Source organism: Kineobactrum salinum (assembly GCF_010669285.1).
GTDB classification, from domain to species: Bacteria; Pseudomonadota; Gammaproteobacteria; order Pseudomonadales; family Halieaceae; genus Kineobactrum; species Kineobactrum salinum.
Map to the genome: position 1 here is coordinate 1,322,747 of NZ_CP048711.1, position 20,180 is coordinate 1,342,926.

Consider the following 20,180-nt stretch of genomic DNA (forward strand, 5'->3'; position numbering starts at 1 on the left):
TCCGCCTTTCCGGATAAATCTATTGGCAAATGGTTCAGATCGGGAATTTTGGCGACGGGGATGAATCTGTTGGGACTGATGAAATATTGCGCCGGTGTGACGTGGGTGGTGCTTGCCGCCAGCTTGGCGGCTGGTAATGCAGGCGCCCAAACCTGGGAGTTTACAAGTTGTTCCGCAACCGGCGCCGAGGGGCCGCTACAGACCGAGTGTGATACGGCGTACGCCGGCACTCTGCTGGAGGGCGAGGTGTCCGTCTCCGGTGGGATCCAAAGTTGGACGGTGCCTGCGAACGGAACCTATCGCATTACCGCAGTAGGTGCGCAGGGTACTTCAGGTGACGCCGGCTTTGTTGGCGGGTCGGGCGCCAGCCTGCAGGCTGACTTTTCCCTGGACACGGGTACCGTGCTGCAGGTGGCAGTAGGACAGGTGGGTCTGGAGAACGGCTGCAATGGTGGTGGCGGTGGTGGCAGCTTTGTGGTCGGCCCGACGGAAGAGCCCCTGTTGGTCGCTGGCGGTGGCGGTGGCACCCGCGCAGTCGTGGGCCAAAATGGCTGTGATGCCTCGCTAACCACCTTCGGCATCATTGGCTCGGGCGGTGACACTACCTCCGCCTGCACCGTCAAGAATGTTGACGAGGGCCTGGGTGGCACCGTGTCCGCCTCTAGCTGGGGCTCGGCTGGTGCGGGCTTCTTCGGCAATGGTGCCGTCGACGGATTTGCCACGGCTGCCCTGTCCTGGGCCAACGGTGTTCTTGGTGGCGGTGTTGGCGGCTCGGCCGAGGGTGGCTTTGGCGGTGGCGGCTCCGGCACTGGCAGTTGTGGCGGCGGTGGCGGCGGTGGCTACTCGGGTGGCGACGGTGGCCGGGTAGCCGGTGGCGGCGGCAGCTTTGCCGCGGCGTCCGCCGAGAACCTGTTGACGGCACTTGCCGGCTCGGGCGTTGGCAGCGTGACGATTGAGGCCCTGGAGATCATACCGCCTGAGCCCGAGCCCTCTCCCCTCCCGGTGCCGGCAGTGCCGCTGTTCGGTATTGCCCTGCTGGCCGCCCTGATCTTGCTGGTTGGGTTAATGCGGCGCAGGCGCCTGCAGGCTTGAACCCCTGGCAGTCTCTCCCCGGATCGGCGCTTCGTAGCTAACCAGCGCCAACTGATACTGGAACAGAATCCTTGCAGCGCTTCATCAAACGCATTGCCGAGAAGACGGTTGAAGCCTGTTTTGACCCCGTTGAGGATGGAGGCCGCGGTGACGAGGAAGCCGCGGGGCCGCCTTGCTCTTGCCTGGCACCGTTTCAACCGTAGTAAAGTATGGCGAGTTCTTATGCGCCAATACTTAACCTTCACGATCATAATTACGTGAGGGGACGATCAATGCTGAGCTGGCAGATTGGAGATGTGAAAGTAACGAGGCTTTTAGAACTGGAAAATGCTTCATTCGGTCCTGAAAGCGGCCTGCCGATGGCAACACCCAGTGCCGTAAAGGGAATTGAATGGCTGGCGCCTTACTTTATAGACACTGATGGCCAGCTATTAATGAGTTTCCATGGTTTCTTGCTTGAAACCCCTGATTACAAAATCATCGTCGATACCTGCCTGGGGGCAGACAAAGAACGCGGAATTCCGCAGCTGGATCATCTTGACTCTCCCTATTTGTCCAGATTGACTGAAGCAGGGATGGATCGAACCTCCATCGACTACGTTATCTGTACACACCTTCACCTCGATCATGTCGGCTGGAATACCATGAAATCCGGGAACCAGTGGGTACCAACCTTCCCGAATGCCAGATATCTCATTGGTGCCCGGGAAATGCGACGCTGGGAAGAACAGGAGACTGACGAAATTCATCGACTGGTCTTCCTTGATTCCGTCAAGCCCGTCCTGGACGCTGGCCTTGTCGATACAGTAGACGATAATCATAAATTGTGTCCTGAGGTCTATTTCACTCCTACCCTTGGCCATACTGAAGGTCATATCAGCGTGATGATTGAGTCCGGAGGTAAAAAAGCGATTATTACCGGAGATTTCGTTCATCACCCCTGTCAATTCGCACACCCGGAATGGAGCCATGATTTTGATGATGACCCGGACCTGTCGACTCAAACCCGCCGGGAACAGTTTGCAAATATGGCTGACGAGAAAGTACTTGTGCTTGGGTCCCATTTCCGGACGCCAACTTCCGGCCAGGTCTGCCGAGAGGGAATGGCCTTCAAGTTTGAAACTGATGAATGAGACGCCTGGTAATCCAGGGTGCCTCCCATCATCCGAGATGTTTTGTTGAACCAGGCACAGGAATCCTCCGGGGTAAACGCGAGCCGAAGCAATAGCGCCTCCTCTCCAAACCTCCCCATGAATTGCACGCCTATCGGGCATCCGCGGACAGGAAGTTCACTTCCTGCCCGACCGGAAAGAGGAAACCGGATTTTTATAATCAGGACCCTAGAAGCGGAAACTGACTGTCAAACCGTACGATACCGGTAATCCTGAATAGCGCACCAGTGTGTCCTGAGTTTTCAGCGCGTTAACCAGATAATACTCATTGGTGACGTTTTTACCCCAGACCGAAGCCGTCCAGCGACCATCAAACGATTCCACGCCTGCACGCAAATCCAGAAGGGTGTGAGTTGGAATAATCAACAGCGGATCATTATAGGTGACGGTAGCGGCAGCTGATACATCTTCTGGCTTGTCAGGGTCCGCACTTTCAAGGCCGCCCTTGGTCCGGCTCTGAAAGGCTAGCGCCGCACCGACGAAGGCTTCCCAGTTGGCATTCAGGCTCCACCGGTATTCAGTATCGGCCGACAGCGTCCATTCCGGTGCGAACGGAAAGGATTCACCTGTCACCGGCACCGGCCCGTGTGTCCTCTGCGGAAAAGCCAGGTATGACGAGCCATCGGGGTTACTTCCAATTTTTGAGTTCGTATAGGACGCGTTCGCACTCAGGGCAAGCCCCTCTACCGGCTTCCAGCGCAGCTGGATCTCACTTCCCCAAATCCGAGACTCGGGAATATTCACAAGTTTTTCGAGCTGGCCGAAGAAGGTTTGGATGCGGCCCCTCAATTGCTTGTCGGTGTAGTCATAGTAGAAAAATGCCCCGTTTAATTGCGCTCTGCGATTCGCGAAAGGCATCTTGAAACCAGTTTCGTATGCAAGAAGCTTTTCCTGCTTCGCGGGAGAAAGCTGTGTTGCCAACTGGGCGGAAACCGTCGGAAAACTTCCCGACTTGAAACCCTGGCTGATATTTGCATAGAACAGGGTGTCGTCTTCAAAAGGCTGCACATTAACACCGACTCGCCACGACACATTGTCTTCCGTCAACCTGTCGGGATAGCGCCCCGTCGTGAGGAACAGGCTGCCCGCCTCCGGATCATCCCGCAATGTAACGCAGTCTCCAACTGTCGCCGTCACTGGAACACCCAGGGCAAACTCCTGAATGGCCTGAAATATCGCCGCTAGATCACCTGCGCCACTGTCAAGGGAACACGCATCGTAGATGTGCTTGGTATGTGTGTATCGAATTCCTGCGTTCAACGACCATATGTCATTGACGGCATACTCCAGATTGGCGAAACCCGCCCAATTGGTGACGTCCGTGTTTGCATCATTTATCACACTTGCAAAGGAACCAAACGGCGTAACAGCACCTGTCGATTCCGCCAGCAAAATCAGCTGGTTATCATGGCCCTCGTCACTTTGATAATTGCCACCCACCAACCAGTTCAAGCGGTCATCCAACCATTGCCCTTCAAAGCGCAATTCCTGGGAAAAGGACTGGATTTCCCCGTTTGGAACGGTGTGTAAATTCACTGCCGGCGAACCATCACCATCAATCACCGCATATTGGTCATATTCCTGGTAGGCGCTGATGGAGGTCATTGTCACATGCGAGGACAGATCCCAATCCGCACGCAGGGAGACCTGGTAAAACTCATTGTCACGTTGAAACGCCTCATTCGCCGTCCAATCGGCAATCCTCGGTGAGAACGACGGCAGCACCTGCACGTCTGGTGGCACAGGCAGCGTTGCTACAACGGGAATAACTTCACGTAGTTGCGGCGCTTGCGTATCGGATCTGTCTACCCAGCCATTCAGGTTGAAGGATAAGCGCAAGGTGTCTGCAGGTTGAGCTTCGAAGATCAGGCGAGCGGTGGTGAAATCTTTCTCCCCCAGTCTATCCCCGGGGCGGGTCGCACTTTTTTGCCAGCCGTCACCCTGTGTCGTTTTTATCGCAAATCTCGCCTTGGCCCTGCTCCCAAGAGGCCCACTTGCAAAGGCCTCAGTTTCCCGCACATCAAAGCGTCCATAGTTGAAGGTGATTCCCGCACTAAAATCATCAGTCGGCTTGGCCGCGATATAGTTGATCGCCCCGCCCGTCGAGTTTTGGCCAAACAGGGTCCCTTGCGGGCCCTTCAGCACTTCCAGGCGTTCCAGGTCGAAAATGGCCCCGCGCGTCATTGCGGGATAAGGAAGAGGAACCTGATCAACATACACACTTACCGTCGGGGAGGCGGTTAGGCTCGAATCGTAGAAACCAACTCCCCGTAAAGTATACGTGGGAAAATCAAACTGGGAGACGGTATACGTAAAGCCCGGGATGATACGGCTCAAGTCCTGTGGATCGGTAATTCTCTTGCCCGCCAAATCGTCACCGCTCAAGGTATTTATCGACATGCCGACATCGTTGACACCTTGTTCCCGTTTTTGGGCCGTCACTATGATTTCATCCAGAACCTGGGCACGTGCAAAAACGCTCCCTGTTGCAGCCAGTACCCCTGTCAGAATGATACGGGCGGTCCACATGTTTGGTCCCTTGGTGATCGCGCAGTTGCTCATTTCTTGCTCCCCCAGATACATACGAGTTGTTCCATCAATAAGACCTTTTCGCGCCGATTATTGGACTATTCGAAAGTATAGATCTGGAAAAATGGCATGGTGTGCAGGTCGAGATCCCGGTACAGGTGGAACGCATGGAGAATTTGGCATCTTTTTGGGGAGATGGACAGGGTTACGTGTCTTCATACTGGCAAACGGGTGTCGGGATACTCAACACTGCCGTGCCTATCCCGTAATACTGGCAAAGCGGTCGAAGTAATCCGGAAAGGTCTTGGAAGTGCAATCTGGATCGTTGATTGTGATCTCGGCATCCCCGAAGGCCGCCAGCGAGAAGCACATGGCCATCCGGTGATCATTGTAGGTATCGATAGTCGCCGGACGCAGCTTGGCCGGGGGCGTTATAGTGATGCAGTCTTCGCCTTCGTCGACCTCGGCTCCCAGCTTGCGCAATTCCGTCGCCATGGCGCCAAGCCGGTCCGTTTCCTTCACTCTCCAGTTGTAGATATTGCGGATGCGGGTGGTTCCTTCCGCGAACAGGGCCGTGGTAGCGATGGTCATGGCCGCGTCCGGAATGTGATTCAGGTCGACATCGACGGCTTGCAATGCGCCCTGATTGCTTACTTCGACCCAATCCCTGCTCCAGGTCACCTTGGCGCCCATCATCTCCAGCACTTCGGCGAAGCGGGCATCCCCCTGCACTGAAGCCGTACCGGTGCCATGCACCCGCACCGGTCCACCCCCGATGGCGCCAGCCGCCAGGAAATAGCTGGCACTGGAGGCATCCCCCTCCACTTGAATCTCACCCGGGCTGCGGTAGCGCAGCCCGCCCTTTATCTGGAACGATCGGGAATGTTCCCGGCTGACCTCGACACCGAACCGACGCATCACAGCCAGCGTGATTGCAACGTAAGGATTGGACACCAGCTCGCCCCTGACTTCTATCGAGAGATCCTCGTTCAGCAACGGAGCAATCATCAGCAGAGCGGTCAGAAACTGGCTGGAAGTACCGCCCTCAATGCCGATGGTGCCGCCCTTCAGGTTACCCGCCTGGATCCTCAGCGGCGGGAAGCCTTCATGATCGAGGTATTCCACCCGGGCGCCCAGGAGCTTCAGTGCATCAATCAAATCGCCGATGGGTCGTTCGGCCATACGCGGTTCACCGGTCATCTCGAAGATGCCATTGCCGACACAGAGTGCGGCAGTCAGAGGACGCATGACAGTGCCAGCGTTACCGAGAAAGAGGCTGACAGCCTGGCCGCGTGCCAACGGGCCGCCGCGACCGGTGACTTCACAACGGGTGCCCTCATCGCTCAGACGGCAGTCAACGCCCAGCGCCCTCAGCGCGTCCAGCATGTGACGAGTATCGTCGCTTACCAGCAGATTGGTGATAGTCGTAGTGCCTTCGGCCAATGCGCTCAAGAGCAGAATGCGATTGGACAGGCTTTTGGAGCCAGGGATGCCAACATCACCCCGGGCCCGCTTCAGCAGTGGCAGTGTCAGGCTGTTCATAGTGGTCCGTAATTTGAGTGGAGGCTTCCCGACAAGAAACCTGTCTGCAAGCAGGGTGGGGTATATTTTTTCACACCGGACGAAAACCGAGGATGGCTTTGACTTCAAGGAATTCGTCAAAGGCGAAATCTCCCCATTCCCGCCCGTTACCTGATTGTTTGTAACCACCAAACGGTGCCATCGGATCGGCCGGTGCCCCGTTGAGTACGACTTGCCCGGATCGCATCCGCGCCGCAACGGCATGTACCGCGGCCTGATCGCGGCCGGAGACATAGCTCGCCAGGCCATAGGGTGTGTCGTTGGCCATCTCGATCGCGTCTTCCAGTGTGTCGTATGACAGGATGGTCAAGACCGGACCGAATATCTCGTCGCGGGCAATTCTCATCCGCTCGGTCGCACGGCTGAACACGGTCGGCCTGACATAAAAGCCGGTTTCGAGCCCCTCCGGCCGTCCGGGCCCACCGCAGAGGAGGTGCGCCCCCTCCTCGATACCGCTTTCGATCAGGTCCTGGATAGACCGCCATTGCCGCGCCGATACCACCGGCCCCATTTCGACATCGCCGTCCGGGTGACCCACACTAACCGTTTCGATCATTTGCCCGGCGATCCGCTCCACCTCGGGCAAATGCTCCACCGGCACCAGGAGCCTGGTCGGCGCATTGCAGTTCTGTCCAGAGTTCAGCGTCACGGCGCGAATGCAGTGGCCAATCGCACGCTCCAGATCCACATCCGCCAGCAGGATATTGGCGGATTTGCCGCCCAGTTCCTGGTGAACCCGCTTGACGGTCGGCGCCGCATTCCTCGCCACCTCGACACCGGCACGGGTTGAGCCGGTAAACGACACCATATCGACCTCGTCATGCCGGCTGAGGGCAGCACCGGCCCCCGGTCCATCACCGTTGACCAGGTTGAAGACGCCTGCCGGCGTGCCGGCCGCATCCAGGATCTCGGCCCAGATCAAGCTGGAGAAAGGCGCTATCTCAGACGGCTTCAACACCATGGTACACCCTGTGGCCAGCGCCGGGACCACCTTGCTTGCCACCTGGTTGATCGGCCAGTTCCAGGGCGTGATCAAACCGCACACACCGATCGGCTCCTTCTCGATTCTGGTGGTTCCACGGTCCCACGCGAACCGATAATCACGAAGCACCTCGAGCGCCGTGGAGAGATGGGTACGACCCATGGCCGCCTGGACGTCCCGCGAAATTCGCCTCGGTGCTCCCATCTCAAGGGTGATCGCCTCGACCATGTCATCGTACCGGCGCATGTACTCCTCGAGTATCTGGCTGAGAAGCGTCAGCCTGTCAGCCCGGCTGCTGAGGCTCCAGGCTGGAAAGGCGTTGCGAGCCGCTGTAACCGCCCGGTCGATATCTTCCGCGGCTCCGAGTGCCACCTGGCCAGTCACCTGTTCGGTTGCCGGGTTCACGACATCGCACAGGGTCTGCCCCACCGGCCGAACCCAGGCACCGCCGATATAGAACTCTTCGCTGTGGTTCATGGCTGTGCCCCCACCCGAGATACGTCCACTTGATCGAGCACAACCGTACTGAACTGAATGACCGGGGTGATATTGGTATAGTTGGCGATATCGCCCTGCAACTCCTCCGCATGTGGCAGGAAGGCATCGAGGAACGTCTCCTGGCTGTCGTAGGTGAAATGGCAGATCGCCACGTAGGCCAGCGAGACACCTGGCATACTGCCGTCATACCCCTTTTCTACCAGAACCGATTTCAGCGCCGCCCCCTGCCGAGTGAGCGATAGCGGCATATGCCTGTCGAGATAGTAATCGAAATCGAAAACACCCTCCGGCGTTACGGGATACACGATTGTCAGCTTGAACATGGGCTTCCTCTGTCACTGCGTTCCGAGCACTTCAGCCTCAGGATGACACGCCCGCATCTGGCGGTCCCCACCTGAAAGTATGTGTGCTCCGAAACTCCCGGCCGATACGACGTCCATACTTTTTCACGGCGCCAAAAACCCACTCGCGAGACAGGCTCCACATTCAAACTATCGCGACCGGGAGAAGCCCCACATGACAACCCCAGCCACTCGACAAACTACGCAGCAAAAGGTGGCGACCAAGGCCGCCCTCGAATTATTGTTCAGCGCCGATATTTCCTTCGAGCAAAAACGGCGGGAAATTGCCAACTACATCAACCCCGACAAGTATATCCAGCACAGCCCCGGCCTCGCTGACGGCCTTGAAACCTTGCTGGAACTCGTGAGGACATTTGATCGCGATTGTCCCGGCTACTCCATCGAGGTCAAACGCGTGTTCGCAGATGGCAACCATACGGTGGCGCATTGCCATTATCGGTTCGGCGCCGATGACCCACTCGGCAAGGCCATCGTCGAGATCTTTCGCTTCGAGGACGGGCGGATGGTGGAACATTGGGACGTCATCCAGGACGTGCCCGCCACGGCCGTCAACAGCAACGGCATGTTCTGAAATGCTGCCGTTGGCAACACCGGGGGTGGTCGAAAGCGCCGCCAGTCTCACGCATTCGCGAAGGAAAAAGGACACACAATGATGTTTGACGTTATCGACTATACGAAGGACCTGATCCGTTTTGACACCACCAATCCGCCGGGCGAAGAAGCGGCCTGCGGCGACTTTACCGCCCGGACGCTGGAGGACGCTGGGTTTCATGTGGAGCGGCAAACTTTCGGTAGCAACCGCATGAACGTGGTCGCCACACTCGCCGGGTCCGACGCGGATGCCGAGCCGCTCGTACTGAGCGGCCATCTGGATACCGTTCCGCTCGGCGCCGCCCAATGGTCCTACCCCCCCTTCGCCGCCGAAATGGCCGATGGCAGGCTTTACGGCCGTGGCGCATCCGATATGAAAAGCGGCGTTGCCGCGATGATCGGTGCCGGCCTGAGACTGGCCGCATTGACCGGTGGCCGTCCCCGCCGGGGCATGACCATCATCCTCACCAGCGGAGAGGAAACCGGGTGCGCCGGCGCCCTGCACCTGGTCAGGGAAGGCGCCGCTCTTCTTGGGAGAGCCAGCGCCATGATCGTAGGTGAACCTACTGCCAACATAGTTTCCACCGCCCACAAGGGCGCCCTGTTCATCAGTGCAAAAACATCGGGCGTTACAGCACATTCCTCGTGCCCCGACCGGGGTGTAAACGCAATCTACAAGGCGTCGCGCGCCATTGCCAAAATCGAAAATTACGGTTTTACCGATCAAGCGCATCCGGTGCTCGGCAGTCCAACCATTAATGTTGGCATGGTCTCCGGCGGCCTCAACGTGAATTCTGTGCCCGACCAGGCCTCCTTCACCATCGATATCCGCACCAACGCCATGAAGGAACACCAGTGTTTTCTCGACGATCTTGCGGCCTGCCTTGGCCAGGACGTGGAACTTGAGACCTTTACCGACATGCCAGCGATCTCGACGCCGCTCGACGCCCCCTTCACCGTCCTGGCATTAAGCGCGCTGCGGGAGGTATTGGGGAATACGACACAAGGAACGCCCCAGGGCCTACCCTTTTTCACCGACGCATCCGTCTTCCACCAACATTACCACTGCCCTGTCCTTATCCTCGGTCCCGGCGAACCCGCAACCATGCATGAAACCGACGAATATTGTTTTGTCCACCGAATCGAGGAAGCGCAGGAAATCTACACTATCATCGCCGAGCGCTGGTGCGGGCGCAGCGCCCCGTCGTCCGCGGTCCGAGAGCGGTCGGGGGATGGCGCATGAAAAGTCATGTCGATATCGGCGGCCTTGGCGTATCCGAGCCGCTCTACAGCTTCGTCAACCGCCATCTATTGCCCTACACAGACCTGTCTGCAAGCGCTCTGTGGAGCGGTTTTCACACCATCATCCGCGATCTCGCTTCCCGCAACCAGAGCCTGCTTGAAAAGCGGCAGCAATTACAGACGGCGATAGATCAGTGGCACCGATCCAACCGGGGCCGGGAGTTCGACATTAAAGCCTACAGGGCGTTTCTTGAGGAGATCGGCTACCTGGTCCCCGAAGGACCGGATTTCACCATCGGGGTCTCGCATGTAGACGAGGAAATCGCCACGCTTGCCGGCCCTCAACTGGTCGTGCCGGTTACCAACGCTCGCTTTGCCATCAATGCCGCCAATGCCCGCTGGGGCAGCCTGTATGACGCGCTCTACGGGACCGACATCATCCCACAGGAGGACGCACATGCCACCAGGGGCTACAATCCGGAGCGCGGCGGGAAGGTCATGGCCTACGCCAGCAATTTTCTTGATCGGGCAATACCGCTCGCAAAAGGCAGCCACCGCGAGGTCAGCAACTACCGGCTGACAGCGGAGGGGCGCGGTCGCTTGTCGCTGCAGGCCATATGCGGGGAGCAGGCAGTACCGCTGCGGGACCCCTCCCAGTTTTGCGGCTATCTTGGCTCCAGCGAATCCCCTACGACTTTGCTTTTTGTCCACCACGGCCTGCATATCGAAATCCAGATCGACCGGAGCCATCCGGTAGGGCGCCGGTCGCACGCCGGTATTCGTGATGTCGTGCTCGAAGCTGCTCTAACAGTCATCCAGGATCTGGAGGATGCGGTGGCCACGGTTGACGCCAGCGACAAGGTCAACGCCTACCGCAACTGGGCCAGATTGATGGACGGCACCCTGGAAGCCCGGTTCTCCAGGGACGGGGAAGTCGTTCACCGGCGGCTCAATCCAGACAGGGTCTATCTTGGCGCCGACGGCAATGCTCTGACCCTCAAGGGCCGAAGCCTGATGATGGTGCGCAATGTCGGTCACTTGACCACAACCGATTGTGTCCTTGACCAGAACGGATGCGAGGTACCCGAGGGCTTCGTGGACGCCTTCATTACCACCCTGGGCGCACTGCCCAACCTCAAGGGTCACGGCGGCCTCGAGAACGGGCGCCACGGCAGCCTGTACATCGTCAAACCCAAGATGCACGGCCCCGAGGAGGTTGCTCTCGCGGAGAGCCTGTTTGCCCGCATCGAGATACTGTTCGGGCTGCCGGTGAACAGCCTCAAGATAGGCGTCATGGATGAAGAACGGCGCACCTCCGCCAATCTGAAGGAATGCATCCGTGCCGTGAAAGACCGTATCGTCTTCATCAACACCGGGTTTCTGGACCGCACCGGAGACGAAATTCATACAGACATGGAGGCCGGGGCCGTGTTGCCGAAGGAGGCGATCAAAGCCGAGCCGTGGCTTGACGCCTATGAACGGCGCAATGTTGCCATCGGTCTTGCCTGCGGCTTTCATGGCAGGGCTCAGATCGGCAAGGGCATGTGGCCGCAACCAGTGGCCATGGCCCAGATGCTCGCCAGCAAGCAGGCGCATCCAACAGCCGGCGCCAGTTGTGCGTGGGTTCCCTCCCCTGTAGCAGCGGTTGTGCATGCCCTGCACTATCATGCGGTCGACGTGGGCGCAGCGCGCAACACACTGATGAGCCATCCCGTACCGGCGGTTGAAGAGCTGTTCCGGATGCCGCTACTCGGCAACGATACCCTGGACCCCGAGACAATAGAACGAGAGCTCGTCAATAATCTTCAGGGTATTCTCGGCTATGTGGTTCGCTGGATCGATCAGGGAATCGGCTGCTCGACCGTACCGGACATCAACGATGTCGGTCTGATGGAAGACCGGGCGACCCTGCGCATTTCCAGCCAGCACGTTGCCAACTGGCTCCACCATGGCATCTGCAGCGAAGCCCAGGTGCGGACGGCGCTCAACAGGGTGGCGGCAATAGTCGACCGCCAGAATGCCGGCGAGCCCCATTACCGGCCCATGACGCCCAACCTCACGAATAGCCTGGCCTTTCAGGCTGCGACAGACCTTGTTTTCAAGGGCCGCGAACAGCCCAACGGTTACACCGAGTTGATCTTGCAGCCGGCGCGACGGCTGGCCAAAACAGGGGACCGGGCCAGGCCCGATTAGCCGCGCAGCTCTAGCCGATCAGGTTGAAGACCCGCGCGGCGGCCACGGCGGCGGTCCGGTTCTTCACCCCCAGCTTCGAATAGACGTGCTGGAGGTGCCACTTGACCGTGTTCTCGGAAATGAACAGGCGCCGGGCGATATCGGCATTGGAGCCACCGTCGTAGATCAGCTTCAGAATCTCCAGCTCGCGTTCGGACAGCTGCTCACAGACGACCGGCTCCTCTTCCATTGCCGGCAGCTGGCTGCCGCCGGCCTGCAGAAGCTGGTTGAGATAATCGCGCCGGATATCGTCCGTACCACTGTCCTTCATATCGTGGATCTGCCGAACGAGCCCCATAGCCAGAGGCCCTTCATCGACAAAACTGCGGATCATGTTGCCTTCGGAGCCATATTTGAGCGCGCTGCGCATGGCCCGCAAGGCCGCGTTCTGATCGCCAAGCGCCTTCCGGCAAACTGCCTCGATAATCAGAAGCCTGGTCGCCCGCCACTTGCGGCCCTGACCCACAGCCTGCGTGACTGCCGACCGCAAGCGCGAAATGATGGCCGGATTGGGGGACACCAGGCTTGCATAGCGCAGCTCCCCGATCAGATCGGCATCGAGCTCCATTGCATGGCTCATGATACCGGGTTGCTCCACGAAGTCCGGCTTGCCGACCACCTTTGCCCGGAACCGCCTGGCGTCGTCAAAACGCTTCGTCTGCAAGGCGAGGCGCACCCTCTCCCAGTTGATGATGTGCAGGAAGCGCGGCCAGTTCCTGGCTGCCGCCAGCGCCTCGGCGGCGTCGAGCGTCGCGAAGGCCTGGTCGACCCCTTCAAGGGCGGCAATGCGCGCCGCGGCCAGGTAGGTGCTCGCCAGCATGTCCGGCAGCATGATTTCGGCCGGAGAATCGAGGCAGCGGCCCAGATATTCCCTGGCTTCCTCCGGCCTGTTCCATTCATAGAGGGCCTCGGGCAGGTAGCCGATGGCAATCTTGTCCACCAGGCCCAGCTCCGTCGCCGGCTGGATTACCTCATCTGCGAGCTGCCAGGCTTGCACTGCCCCCGACAGGTTACCCTCAACTGCATGCACCAACCCCAGCAGCATGTGAGAAACCGCCACGCCAAACGCGTTCTCGGCCCGCTCGTTGTCAATCCTGGCCTCCAGGACAGCGCGGCGGGCCTTGTCGAGCTTGCTGCGCGCGATCAGGCCGATCGCAGACGCCAGATGCAGGGTTCCCGTGGTATAGGGGTCGCGCACCACACAGTCGCGCAGCCCCCGTTCGGCAACCTCGACGAGATCCTCCGGTTGGTCGGCATAGATTTTGATCAGGGTATCAACGGCAAACAGATCTTCACGGATGATCGGGTCCAGGTCGGAAAATTGCTTGCGTATCGAATTGGCGTGCATGCGTGCCGCTTCAAGGGCAAAGCTGGTCGCAAAGGAGCACGCCGCTTCCGTCCGCAGCAGCGGGTGCTTGTCATAAGCCTCATCGGGCAACTGATCCGACCATTCGGCAACAGGGGTTGCCCTGCCGTGCCGGCGGCGCTCCCAACTCGCCTGTTCAAGCAGCTCCGCGGCGGTCGAAGTATCACCGGCGGCAAAGGCATGGCGCACCGCATCGCTCAGGCGGCCGGATTGCCGATTCCAGGCCACGGCGGCGCGGTGAACCTCGACCAAACGCGCGGGATTTTCCTTCTTCAGCAGACCTTCCAAAAACTTGCTCAGCAGAGGATGAAAGCGGTACCACAGATGAAGCAGCGCACAGTCTTCCTGCACGAGCAGGCCCAGCTCCTCAAGTACGCCAAGCAGAGCACCGGCGTTCTGCCTGGCAGTCAGTTCCCCGGCAAACTCGGCCGTCACCCGCCCAAGCGGAGCAATATCCAGCGCGAAGGTCCGAAGATCATCCGTAATTGCAGCCAGAATTTCATCGCCGATATACCGGTGCAGCTGACGCCAGGAATATGGGTCCGCCTCGAGCAGGCGGTCGATGTCGGCGCCATCCTGCTGCAGCCCCATGACTGCGACCCTGATGGCCGCGGGCCAACCGCCGCTGACGCGGTACAGGGCCCCGATGGCGGCCTTCGGCAAGGCGAGCCGCTTGTCGGCAAGGCAGGCGGCCAGCTCCTCGGGATCGAAGCAGAGACTGCCGGCATTCACGATCACAAGGTCCCCGGTCAGTTGCCAGCGCACGACACCGAAGTGGGGCTGGGTACGGGAGGCCAATAGCAGATGAAGTCCCGGCCACTTTTGCTCAAGCAGTCCCAGGAGCAGCTTTTCCCCGGCAGATCCGACAATCCGCTCGACATTATCGAGCACGACAAAGCAGTCATTCTCGAGACCAGCCCTCGCCCTACCGGACAGAGTATCGCCACTGATGCACGGCACGGACGCGCACAGTCGTTCGCCAAGATGATTGTCGTCTCGATCAGCCTCGGAAAGCGTCAGCCAGCAGACGTCGGCGCCGGCAGCGGTCAGGTACGCCTGGTACTGCCGCAGCAGCACGGTTTTGCCGTAGCCGGCAGGTGCATGGAGCAAGAGCATCAGGGCCGGCTGGTGCTCTTCCAGCGCAGCGATCAGCCGGGGGCGCGCGAGGAAATCCCGGGAGCCGGACTGCTTCGCCGGAGTGCGCCGGGTATCGGCGGTTGCAGGCAACCTGACTATCTGGGCCATGGACGCCTCTCTTCTCTTTAACACGGGCAGCAAGCCTGTCCTTGCCGCGCAGGGACGTTGCGAAACCACTTTAGCATACCTGCCACCACGCCCCCATACGTTTGGATGGGTCTGCCCGTCCAATCCTACGGTGCCGGCGGCTCGACGGCCGCCCGTACCATGGCCGCAGCCTCATCAATGACCTCGCGCCCGGCATCGATCACGCCCGCCATGCTCATGAAGGGGTGTACCGTGCCCTCGAAGCGTTGCAATCGCGTAGGCACGCCCGCAGCCTCGAGCAGATGGGCATATTCCTCGATATCGTCCCGCATGACCTCATATTCAGCAGAGACCACATAAGCGGGCGGCAGGTTGGCAAAGTCCTGCGCCAGAATGGGCTGAACCCGGGGGTCATTCATGTCTTGGGCGTCCCTTATCCAGGAGCCGTAGGCCCACTCAAGCTTGTCCAGGTCGAACACATAGCCTTCCCTGAAACGGGTGAGCGAGCGGCTCTGGCCGCGGGTACCCACGGCAGGGTAGATAAGCACTTGATAAGCCAGCCTGGGCCCTTTGTTATCCCGTGCCAGCTGCGTCATCACGGCCGCGATCAAACCGCCGCCGGAGTCGCCGGCCACGACCAGACGGGACGGATCGCCACCAAACCCGGCCGCGTGCTCGTGCGCCCACAGCAGTGCGGCATAGGAATCCTCAATCGCAGTGGGGAACTTGTATTCTGGCGACATGCGGTAGTCGACGGAGACCAGGACCACACCGGCTTCCCGGGCAAGCCGGCTGACGATGGGCTCATACTGCTCCAGGCTGCCGACCATCATGCCGCCGCCATGATAATAAAGCACCACCGGCAACGCCCCGCCCGGATGCGGGCGCGGCGTATAGATACGCACCCGAATTTTGCTGCCACCAGGGACAGGGATGAAGCGTTCCTCGATCTCGATCGGACCCTCATTCTTGAGCCCGAGCGGTATATACAGCGCGTCATGGATACGGCGGCGCGCCCCGGGAGGCAGATCCGCCGCAGCCGGGAACTGTCGCGCCGCAGCCGCCAGCATTGCCATGGCCCGCCGAGTTTGCTCGTTCAGTGCCGCCTTCTCGACCGGCACAAGTTCGCCTTCGACGCCCGGCAATTCCACCTTCACTACCGGATCGTTGTACTTAACCTCAGGCTCTTCAGCCCAACCCTCTGGCCAGTCAGACACCCCATCATCACAAGCCCCGCCAAGATCGATTTAGTAGCCCACATTTTTAGTTCCCTCCGTTAAACCCAGCTCTTACATAAAATGCAGTGTGGGGAATATCGTCAGGCCAATGGCCACCGGAAAGTATTGTCTGGGGCCTCAAAGTGCAGCGGCGAGTGCGGGCAATATGGCTCTGATCAGCGGCGCCATTTTGCCGTCGGTGAGCAAGCCGTCGGCATCAAGACCGGAGCCGAGCACCGCTATGTCCAACGACGCGGCTGGGACGATCTTGGCATCCATGGTTCGCAGCACCTCCCTGAGGGCCTCGTAGGCGAATCGAGATCTCGGGGCAGCATTAAGCACCGCCACCGGCTTGCCGACGAACTCGCCGCTGCCGACCAGCCAATCAAGGGCATTTTTCAGGGCTCCGGGTATGCCGTGGGCGTACTCTGGACTTGAGATAACAACGCCGTCGCTCCTGGCGACCAGGGCGCACCACTCTGCCACACAGGCCGGTTCTCTCCCGGCCAGATCAGGATTGAAAAGCGGCAACCGGCTTATCACGTCCGCCCGAACGATGGTCATGCCGGCTGGGGCTGTGGCAGCGATCGCTTCCAGCAACGCACTGTTGATGGACGCACTACGCAGGCTGCCGCATACAGTGAGAATTTGAACCATGGTATGCCTGAGGCGTCCCCCCTTGGTTGTTTCATACTCGATCTTAGGCTCTTCGATAGCCGCGGGTACCAGCCGAAGGTATGGCTGGCGCAACCTGCTCCCATACTTTTCTATGGCGGCCAGAGGTATGCCAGGCGCTAACATTGTCTAGCGACAGAATCGCTTCTACACCAAGGCTAGTGGCCGGACCGCATCGACAACAAGCAGCAGGAGCAAAAGGATGATAGCGAACAGCCTGTACGAAACCCTTCGTCAGACGGAGATACAACATGGCGACCGGCCGGCAATCCGTTTCATCGAAGCCATGGATCAACCTTCCCCATCGCTGGAGTGGGACTATCGCAGCTTCATGAACCGGATTCGCGGCGGCGCCAACCTTTTCCGCCGCTGTGGGGTGGAGGAGGCGGCGACGGTTGCACTGCTAGTGCCCAACACTCCCTATGCACAGGTCGCGCTTTTCGCTGCAGAAATCGCTGGCCGCGCCCTGCCGGTCAATCCACTGCTCAGTGACGATCATATCGTCAGCCTTCTCGCGGCGGCCGGAGCGAAAGTCCTGGTCATGGCCGAGGACCCGATGCGCGCGGAAAGCCTTCGGGCCCGGCTGCAGGAACTCCGTCACATTTTCACTCTTGAAGACGGCCCAGCCAACTTTGCCGACGCAGTCGCGCAAATGTCCGCAGGAGCTCTGGACTTTTCACCCACGCTCGACCCGTCAACAGTGGTGGCGGCCTTCCATACCGGGGGCACCACCGGAAGCCCCAAGCTCGCTCTACATACGCAGACCAATCAGCTCGCGGTTGCGCGGGCCATCGCGCCCGGTATTGACCTTAGGCCCACAGACGTCCTGGTCAACGCACTGCCGCTGTTCCATGTAGCCGGTCCAATGTGCTTCGCCCTCACAGCGATGGTCGCCGGTGCCTGTCAACTGCTGTGTACGGCAGCGGGCGCACGCCACCCGGATTTTATTGGCAAACACTGGACGATGCTGGAAAACCAGCGCGTTACCATGCTCGGCGGGGTGCCAACCACAATCGGCGCACTCGTACCGACCATCCCCGACAACCCTCCCCCCCGGCTCCGCCGCGTGATCACCGGCGGCGCCATGCTGCCCACTGCAGTGGAAACTGCCTTTGTCGAAAGGCTGGGTCTGACGCCCGTGATAATCTATGGCATGACCGAGTGCGCTGGCCTACTGGCCCTGCGCGGCATCAACGACATGTCTGAGCCCGGCTGGACCGGCAAAGCGATACCGGGCATGGAAATCCGCATTGTCGGCCGAGCGGACGATGTGGCGGGCACCAGACTGCCACCGTTGGAGACTGGCCATGTCGTGGCCCGCGGCTGCACTGTCGGTCCGGGTTACAGTGACCCTGGCCAAAATGAGGCCGCCTTCACGGCCGACGGTTGGCTGATCACCGGCGATCTGGGCATGATGGACGAACAGGGCAACCTCCAACTTACGGGGCGGGCCAAGGACCTGATTATCCGCAGTGGCCACAATGTCGACCCGACACTCATCGAGGAAGCGGCGATCCGGTTCCCCGGCGTCGCCGCGGCCGCCGCGGTCGGAGCCCCCGACGCCTATGCCGGAGAATTACCGGTGCTCTTCGTGGTCCCCGAAGAACATGCAGGCGGCATCGACCCAGACGCGCTGATCGCATCGATCCGCATGCATGTGGAACGCCCTGCTGTTCCGAAATGGGTTGAAATCGTGGATGTCATGCCGCTCACCGCAGTCGGAAAAATATACAAGCCCGCGCTCGTCGCGCGAGCCGCCGAGAGGGTACTGACTCAAGCGCTTGCGGCAAACAAACTGCCCTGCCACATTGCCGTTGAAGTCACCGAACAGAAGGGAGTCTCGCACGCCATCTTCCGCGCCCGTGACGAAGACCAGGTGGCAATAGGCGACCTGATGGCCCCATTCGCGCTTGCCTACACCATTATCCAGCGTCCCTGACGGGGCGCTGGACCTCTCGCCGTTCGTGCAAGCGGGCCTTATGGATTGAGAGAATCTCTCAGTGTTTCGGCACATTCGTCGACCGCCCGCACTCCGGCATCGATCAGGCCGCCCATCACGGTAAATCCATGGATGGTCCCTTCGTAGGTGCTGGTCTTGACCGGCACCCCTGCCTCTGCCAGCAGCCGGGAATACAGCTCGATATCGTTTCGCAATATATCGACGCCGGCAACGATGATGAAAGCCGGTGGCAGTCCCTCGAAGCGGTCGGCCAGGATGGGAGAGACGCGCGGGTCCCTGAGCTGCTCCATGTCATTCAGATATTGGGTGTAGAACCAGTCGAGCATCTCCGGCTCAAAGAAAAACCCCCGGGCATATTTCTCCATCGATGCGGAGCCGCCACGGGTGCCGATGGCGGGGTTTATCAGTAACTGGAAGGCAATGTAGTCGTCCCCCTTGTCCCTGAGTATCTGGGTCACAGCAGCAGCCAGATAACCACCCCCGGATTCGCCACCGACCACCAGCCGAGCGGCGTCTCCCCCCAGGGTTTCCGCATTGTCATGGGTCCACTGAACAGCTGCCAGCGCATCCTCAACCGCCGCAGGGAACTTGTTCTCGGGCGCCAGCCGGTAGGAAGCGGAGACAATAATGCAGCCAGAATTGTGGGCGAGTCGCCGGCAAAGGCCATCATAGGCATCGAGACTGCCCATCATCATGCCGCCACCATGGAAGAACACCATGACGGGCAAAGCTCGCCCCGCATCGGCTTGAGGGGTATAGGCGCGCGCAGCAATCGGTCCTGCCGGGCCCGGGATGGGAAAATTCGAGACCTGGGCCACGGGTAAAGCCGGATAGCCGATCTGATCGTAAAAACGATCAAAGGCCTGCCGCATCTCCTTCGGGGTCATGTCCAGATTGAGGAAGGGATCGCGCTCTATCATGGCAAGTACGGACCGGGTCTGCGCGTCCAGAATATCTGTACTCGACTCCTTGCCGTCGCTGCCGGGAAAAGCCGCCGGGCCCGTATTTTCGTTACTCTTACTCATTACGCTCACTCCTTTAGCGCGCAAAGAGTCAACTTAACTGGATCCGGCTTCCGGGAACTCCCCTCAAAAGTATAGGATGGATGGGATCGATAGTGCCTCCAGTAGTAGAACAATCGCCGTCCAAGCGATCAATGACGTAACGTCCCCGTTACACCTACTGCCGTGGGCTTTGAAAAAATCTCCGCGGAAACCCGATAGGCAACCCTGCGATTCACGCCCCGCTTACAGTAAACCCCCGCTTTGGCTTGGCCTGGGCCCGCCTGTGTTGCGCGGCATGCGGGTATTCCAGGAGTTGCGCGAGTACGGTGTACCCGCCACCGCCAACCACTCGCCGACAGTGAAGGCGGCAAGACCTCCCACGAGACTCCAGGCCTCGCACAGCCAGCGGAGGTGACGCTGGTAATATAGCCTGCCGCTATTGCAAATCTAAAT

14 protein-coding genes are annotated in these 20,180 nt (G+C 59.7%); 6 read left to right on the top strand and 8 right to left on the bottom strand.

What is annotated here, in order from left to right:
• The first annotated feature begins 60 nt into the window (after positions 1–60).
• Positions 61–1,092, top strand: coding sequence for a hypothetical protein (locus G3T16_RS05615; protein WP_163494197.1), 1,032 nt, complete (start codon positions 61–63; stop codon positions 1,090–1,092).
• Between the two features lie 272 nt (positions 1,093–1,364).
• Positions 1,365–2,225, top strand: coding sequence for an MBL fold metallo-hydrolase (locus G3T16_RS05620; protein WP_163494198.1), 861 nt, complete (start codon positions 1,365–1,367; stop codon positions 2,223–2,225).
• 207 nt (positions 2,226–2,432) lie between these two features.
• Here G3T16_RS05620 and G3T16_RS05625 read toward each other — a convergent pair whose 3' ends face one another.
• The 4 genes from G3T16_RS05625 to G3T16_RS05640 all read right to left on the bottom strand — a co-directional run bounded on the left by G3T16_RS05625 (position 2,433) and on the right by G3T16_RS05640 (position 8,177).
• Complete coding sequence (locus G3T16_RS05625; RefSeq protein WP_163494199.1) at positions 2,433–4,847, bottom strand: TonB-dependent receptor; 2,415 nt, start codon at positions 4,845–4,847, stop codon at positions 2,433–2,435.
• A 204-nt stretch (positions 4,848–5,051) separates the two neighbouring features.
• Entirely contained in the window at positions 5,052–6,335 is a 1,284-nt protein-coding gene (gene aroA, locus G3T16_RS05630; RefSeq protein ID WP_163494200.1) for a 3-phosphoshikimate 1-carboxyvinyltransferase, read from the bottom strand.
• Between the two features lie 70 nt (positions 6,336–6,405).
• Entirely contained in the window at positions 6,406–7,833 is a 1,428-nt protein-coding gene (locus G3T16_RS05635; protein ID WP_163494201.1) for an aldehyde dehydrogenase family protein, read from the bottom strand.
• Positions 7,830–8,177, bottom strand: a complete 348-nt coding sequence (locus G3T16_RS05640; RefSeq protein ID WP_163494202.1) for an EthD family reductase — start codon at positions 8,175–8,177, stop codon at positions 7,830–7,832. The genes G3T16_RS05635 and G3T16_RS05640 overlap by 4 nt, the downstream gene beginning before the upstream one ends.
• A gap of 193 nt (positions 8,178–8,370) precedes the next feature.
• On the opposite strand from G3T16_RS05640, the gene G3T16_RS05645 reads away from it, so the two are divergent.
• From G3T16_RS05645 to G3T16_RS05655, 3 genes are all read left to right on the top strand, one after another.
• Positions 8,371–8,787 (top strand): nuclear transport factor 2 family protein, encoded by a 417-nt coding sequence (locus G3T16_RS05645; RefSeq protein ID WP_163494203.1) that lies wholly within the window; start codon positions 8,371–8,373, stop codon positions 8,785–8,787.
• 78 nt (positions 8,788–8,865) lie between these two features.
• Positions 8,866–10,050, top strand: coding sequence for a M20 family metallopeptidase (locus G3T16_RS05650; protein ID WP_163494204.1), 1,185 nt, complete (start codon positions 8,866–8,868; stop codon positions 10,048–10,050).
• Positions 10,047–12,242 (top strand): malate synthase G, encoded by a 2,196-nt coding sequence (locus tag G3T16_RS05655; protein WP_163494205.1) that lies wholly within the window; start codon positions 10,047–10,049, stop codon positions 12,240–12,242. Before G3T16_RS05650 ends, G3T16_RS05655 begins: the two co-directional genes overlap by 4 nt.
• Before the next feature lie 10 nt (positions 12,243–12,252).
• On the opposite strand, the gene G3T16_RS22405 is transcribed toward G3T16_RS05655, so the two are convergent.
• The 3 genes from G3T16_RS22405 to G3T16_RS05670 all read right to left on the bottom strand — a co-directional run bounded on the left by G3T16_RS22405 (position 12,253) and on the right by G3T16_RS05670 (position 16,745).
• Entirely contained in the window at positions 12,253–14,892 is a 2,640-nt protein-coding gene (locus G3T16_RS22405; RefSeq protein ID WP_163494206.1) for a LuxR C-terminal-related transcriptional regulator, read from the bottom strand.
• Between the two features lie 125 nt (positions 14,893–15,017).
• Positions 15,018–16,088 (bottom strand): alpha/beta hydrolase, encoded by a 1,071-nt coding sequence (locus G3T16_RS05665; RefSeq protein ID WP_163494207.1) that lies wholly within the window; start codon positions 16,086–16,088, stop codon positions 15,018–15,020.
• A gap of 138 nt (positions 16,089–16,226) precedes the next feature.
• The gene (locus G3T16_RS05670; protein WP_163494208.1) at positions 16,227–16,745 is read right to left on the bottom strand and encodes an NADPH-dependent FMN reductase; all 519 of its coding nucleotides are present in this window, start codon (positions 16,743–16,745) and stop codon (positions 16,227–16,229) included.
• A gap of 220 nt (positions 16,746–16,965) precedes the next feature.
• Here G3T16_RS05670 and G3T16_RS05675 point away from each other — a divergent pair, with 220 nt between their 5' ends.
• Complete coding sequence (locus G3T16_RS05675) at positions 16,966–18,702, top strand: AMP-binding protein (protein ID WP_163494209.1); 1,737 nt, start codon at positions 16,966–16,968, stop codon at positions 18,700–18,702.
• 38 nt (positions 18,703–18,740) lie between these two features.
• Here G3T16_RS05675 and G3T16_RS05680 read toward each other — a convergent pair whose 3' ends face one another.
• Positions 18,741–19,748, bottom strand: a complete 1,008-nt coding sequence (locus tag G3T16_RS05680; protein ID WP_163494210.1) for an alpha/beta hydrolase — start codon at positions 19,746–19,748, stop codon at positions 18,741–18,743.
• Positions 19,749–20,180: the final 432 nt, after the last annotated feature.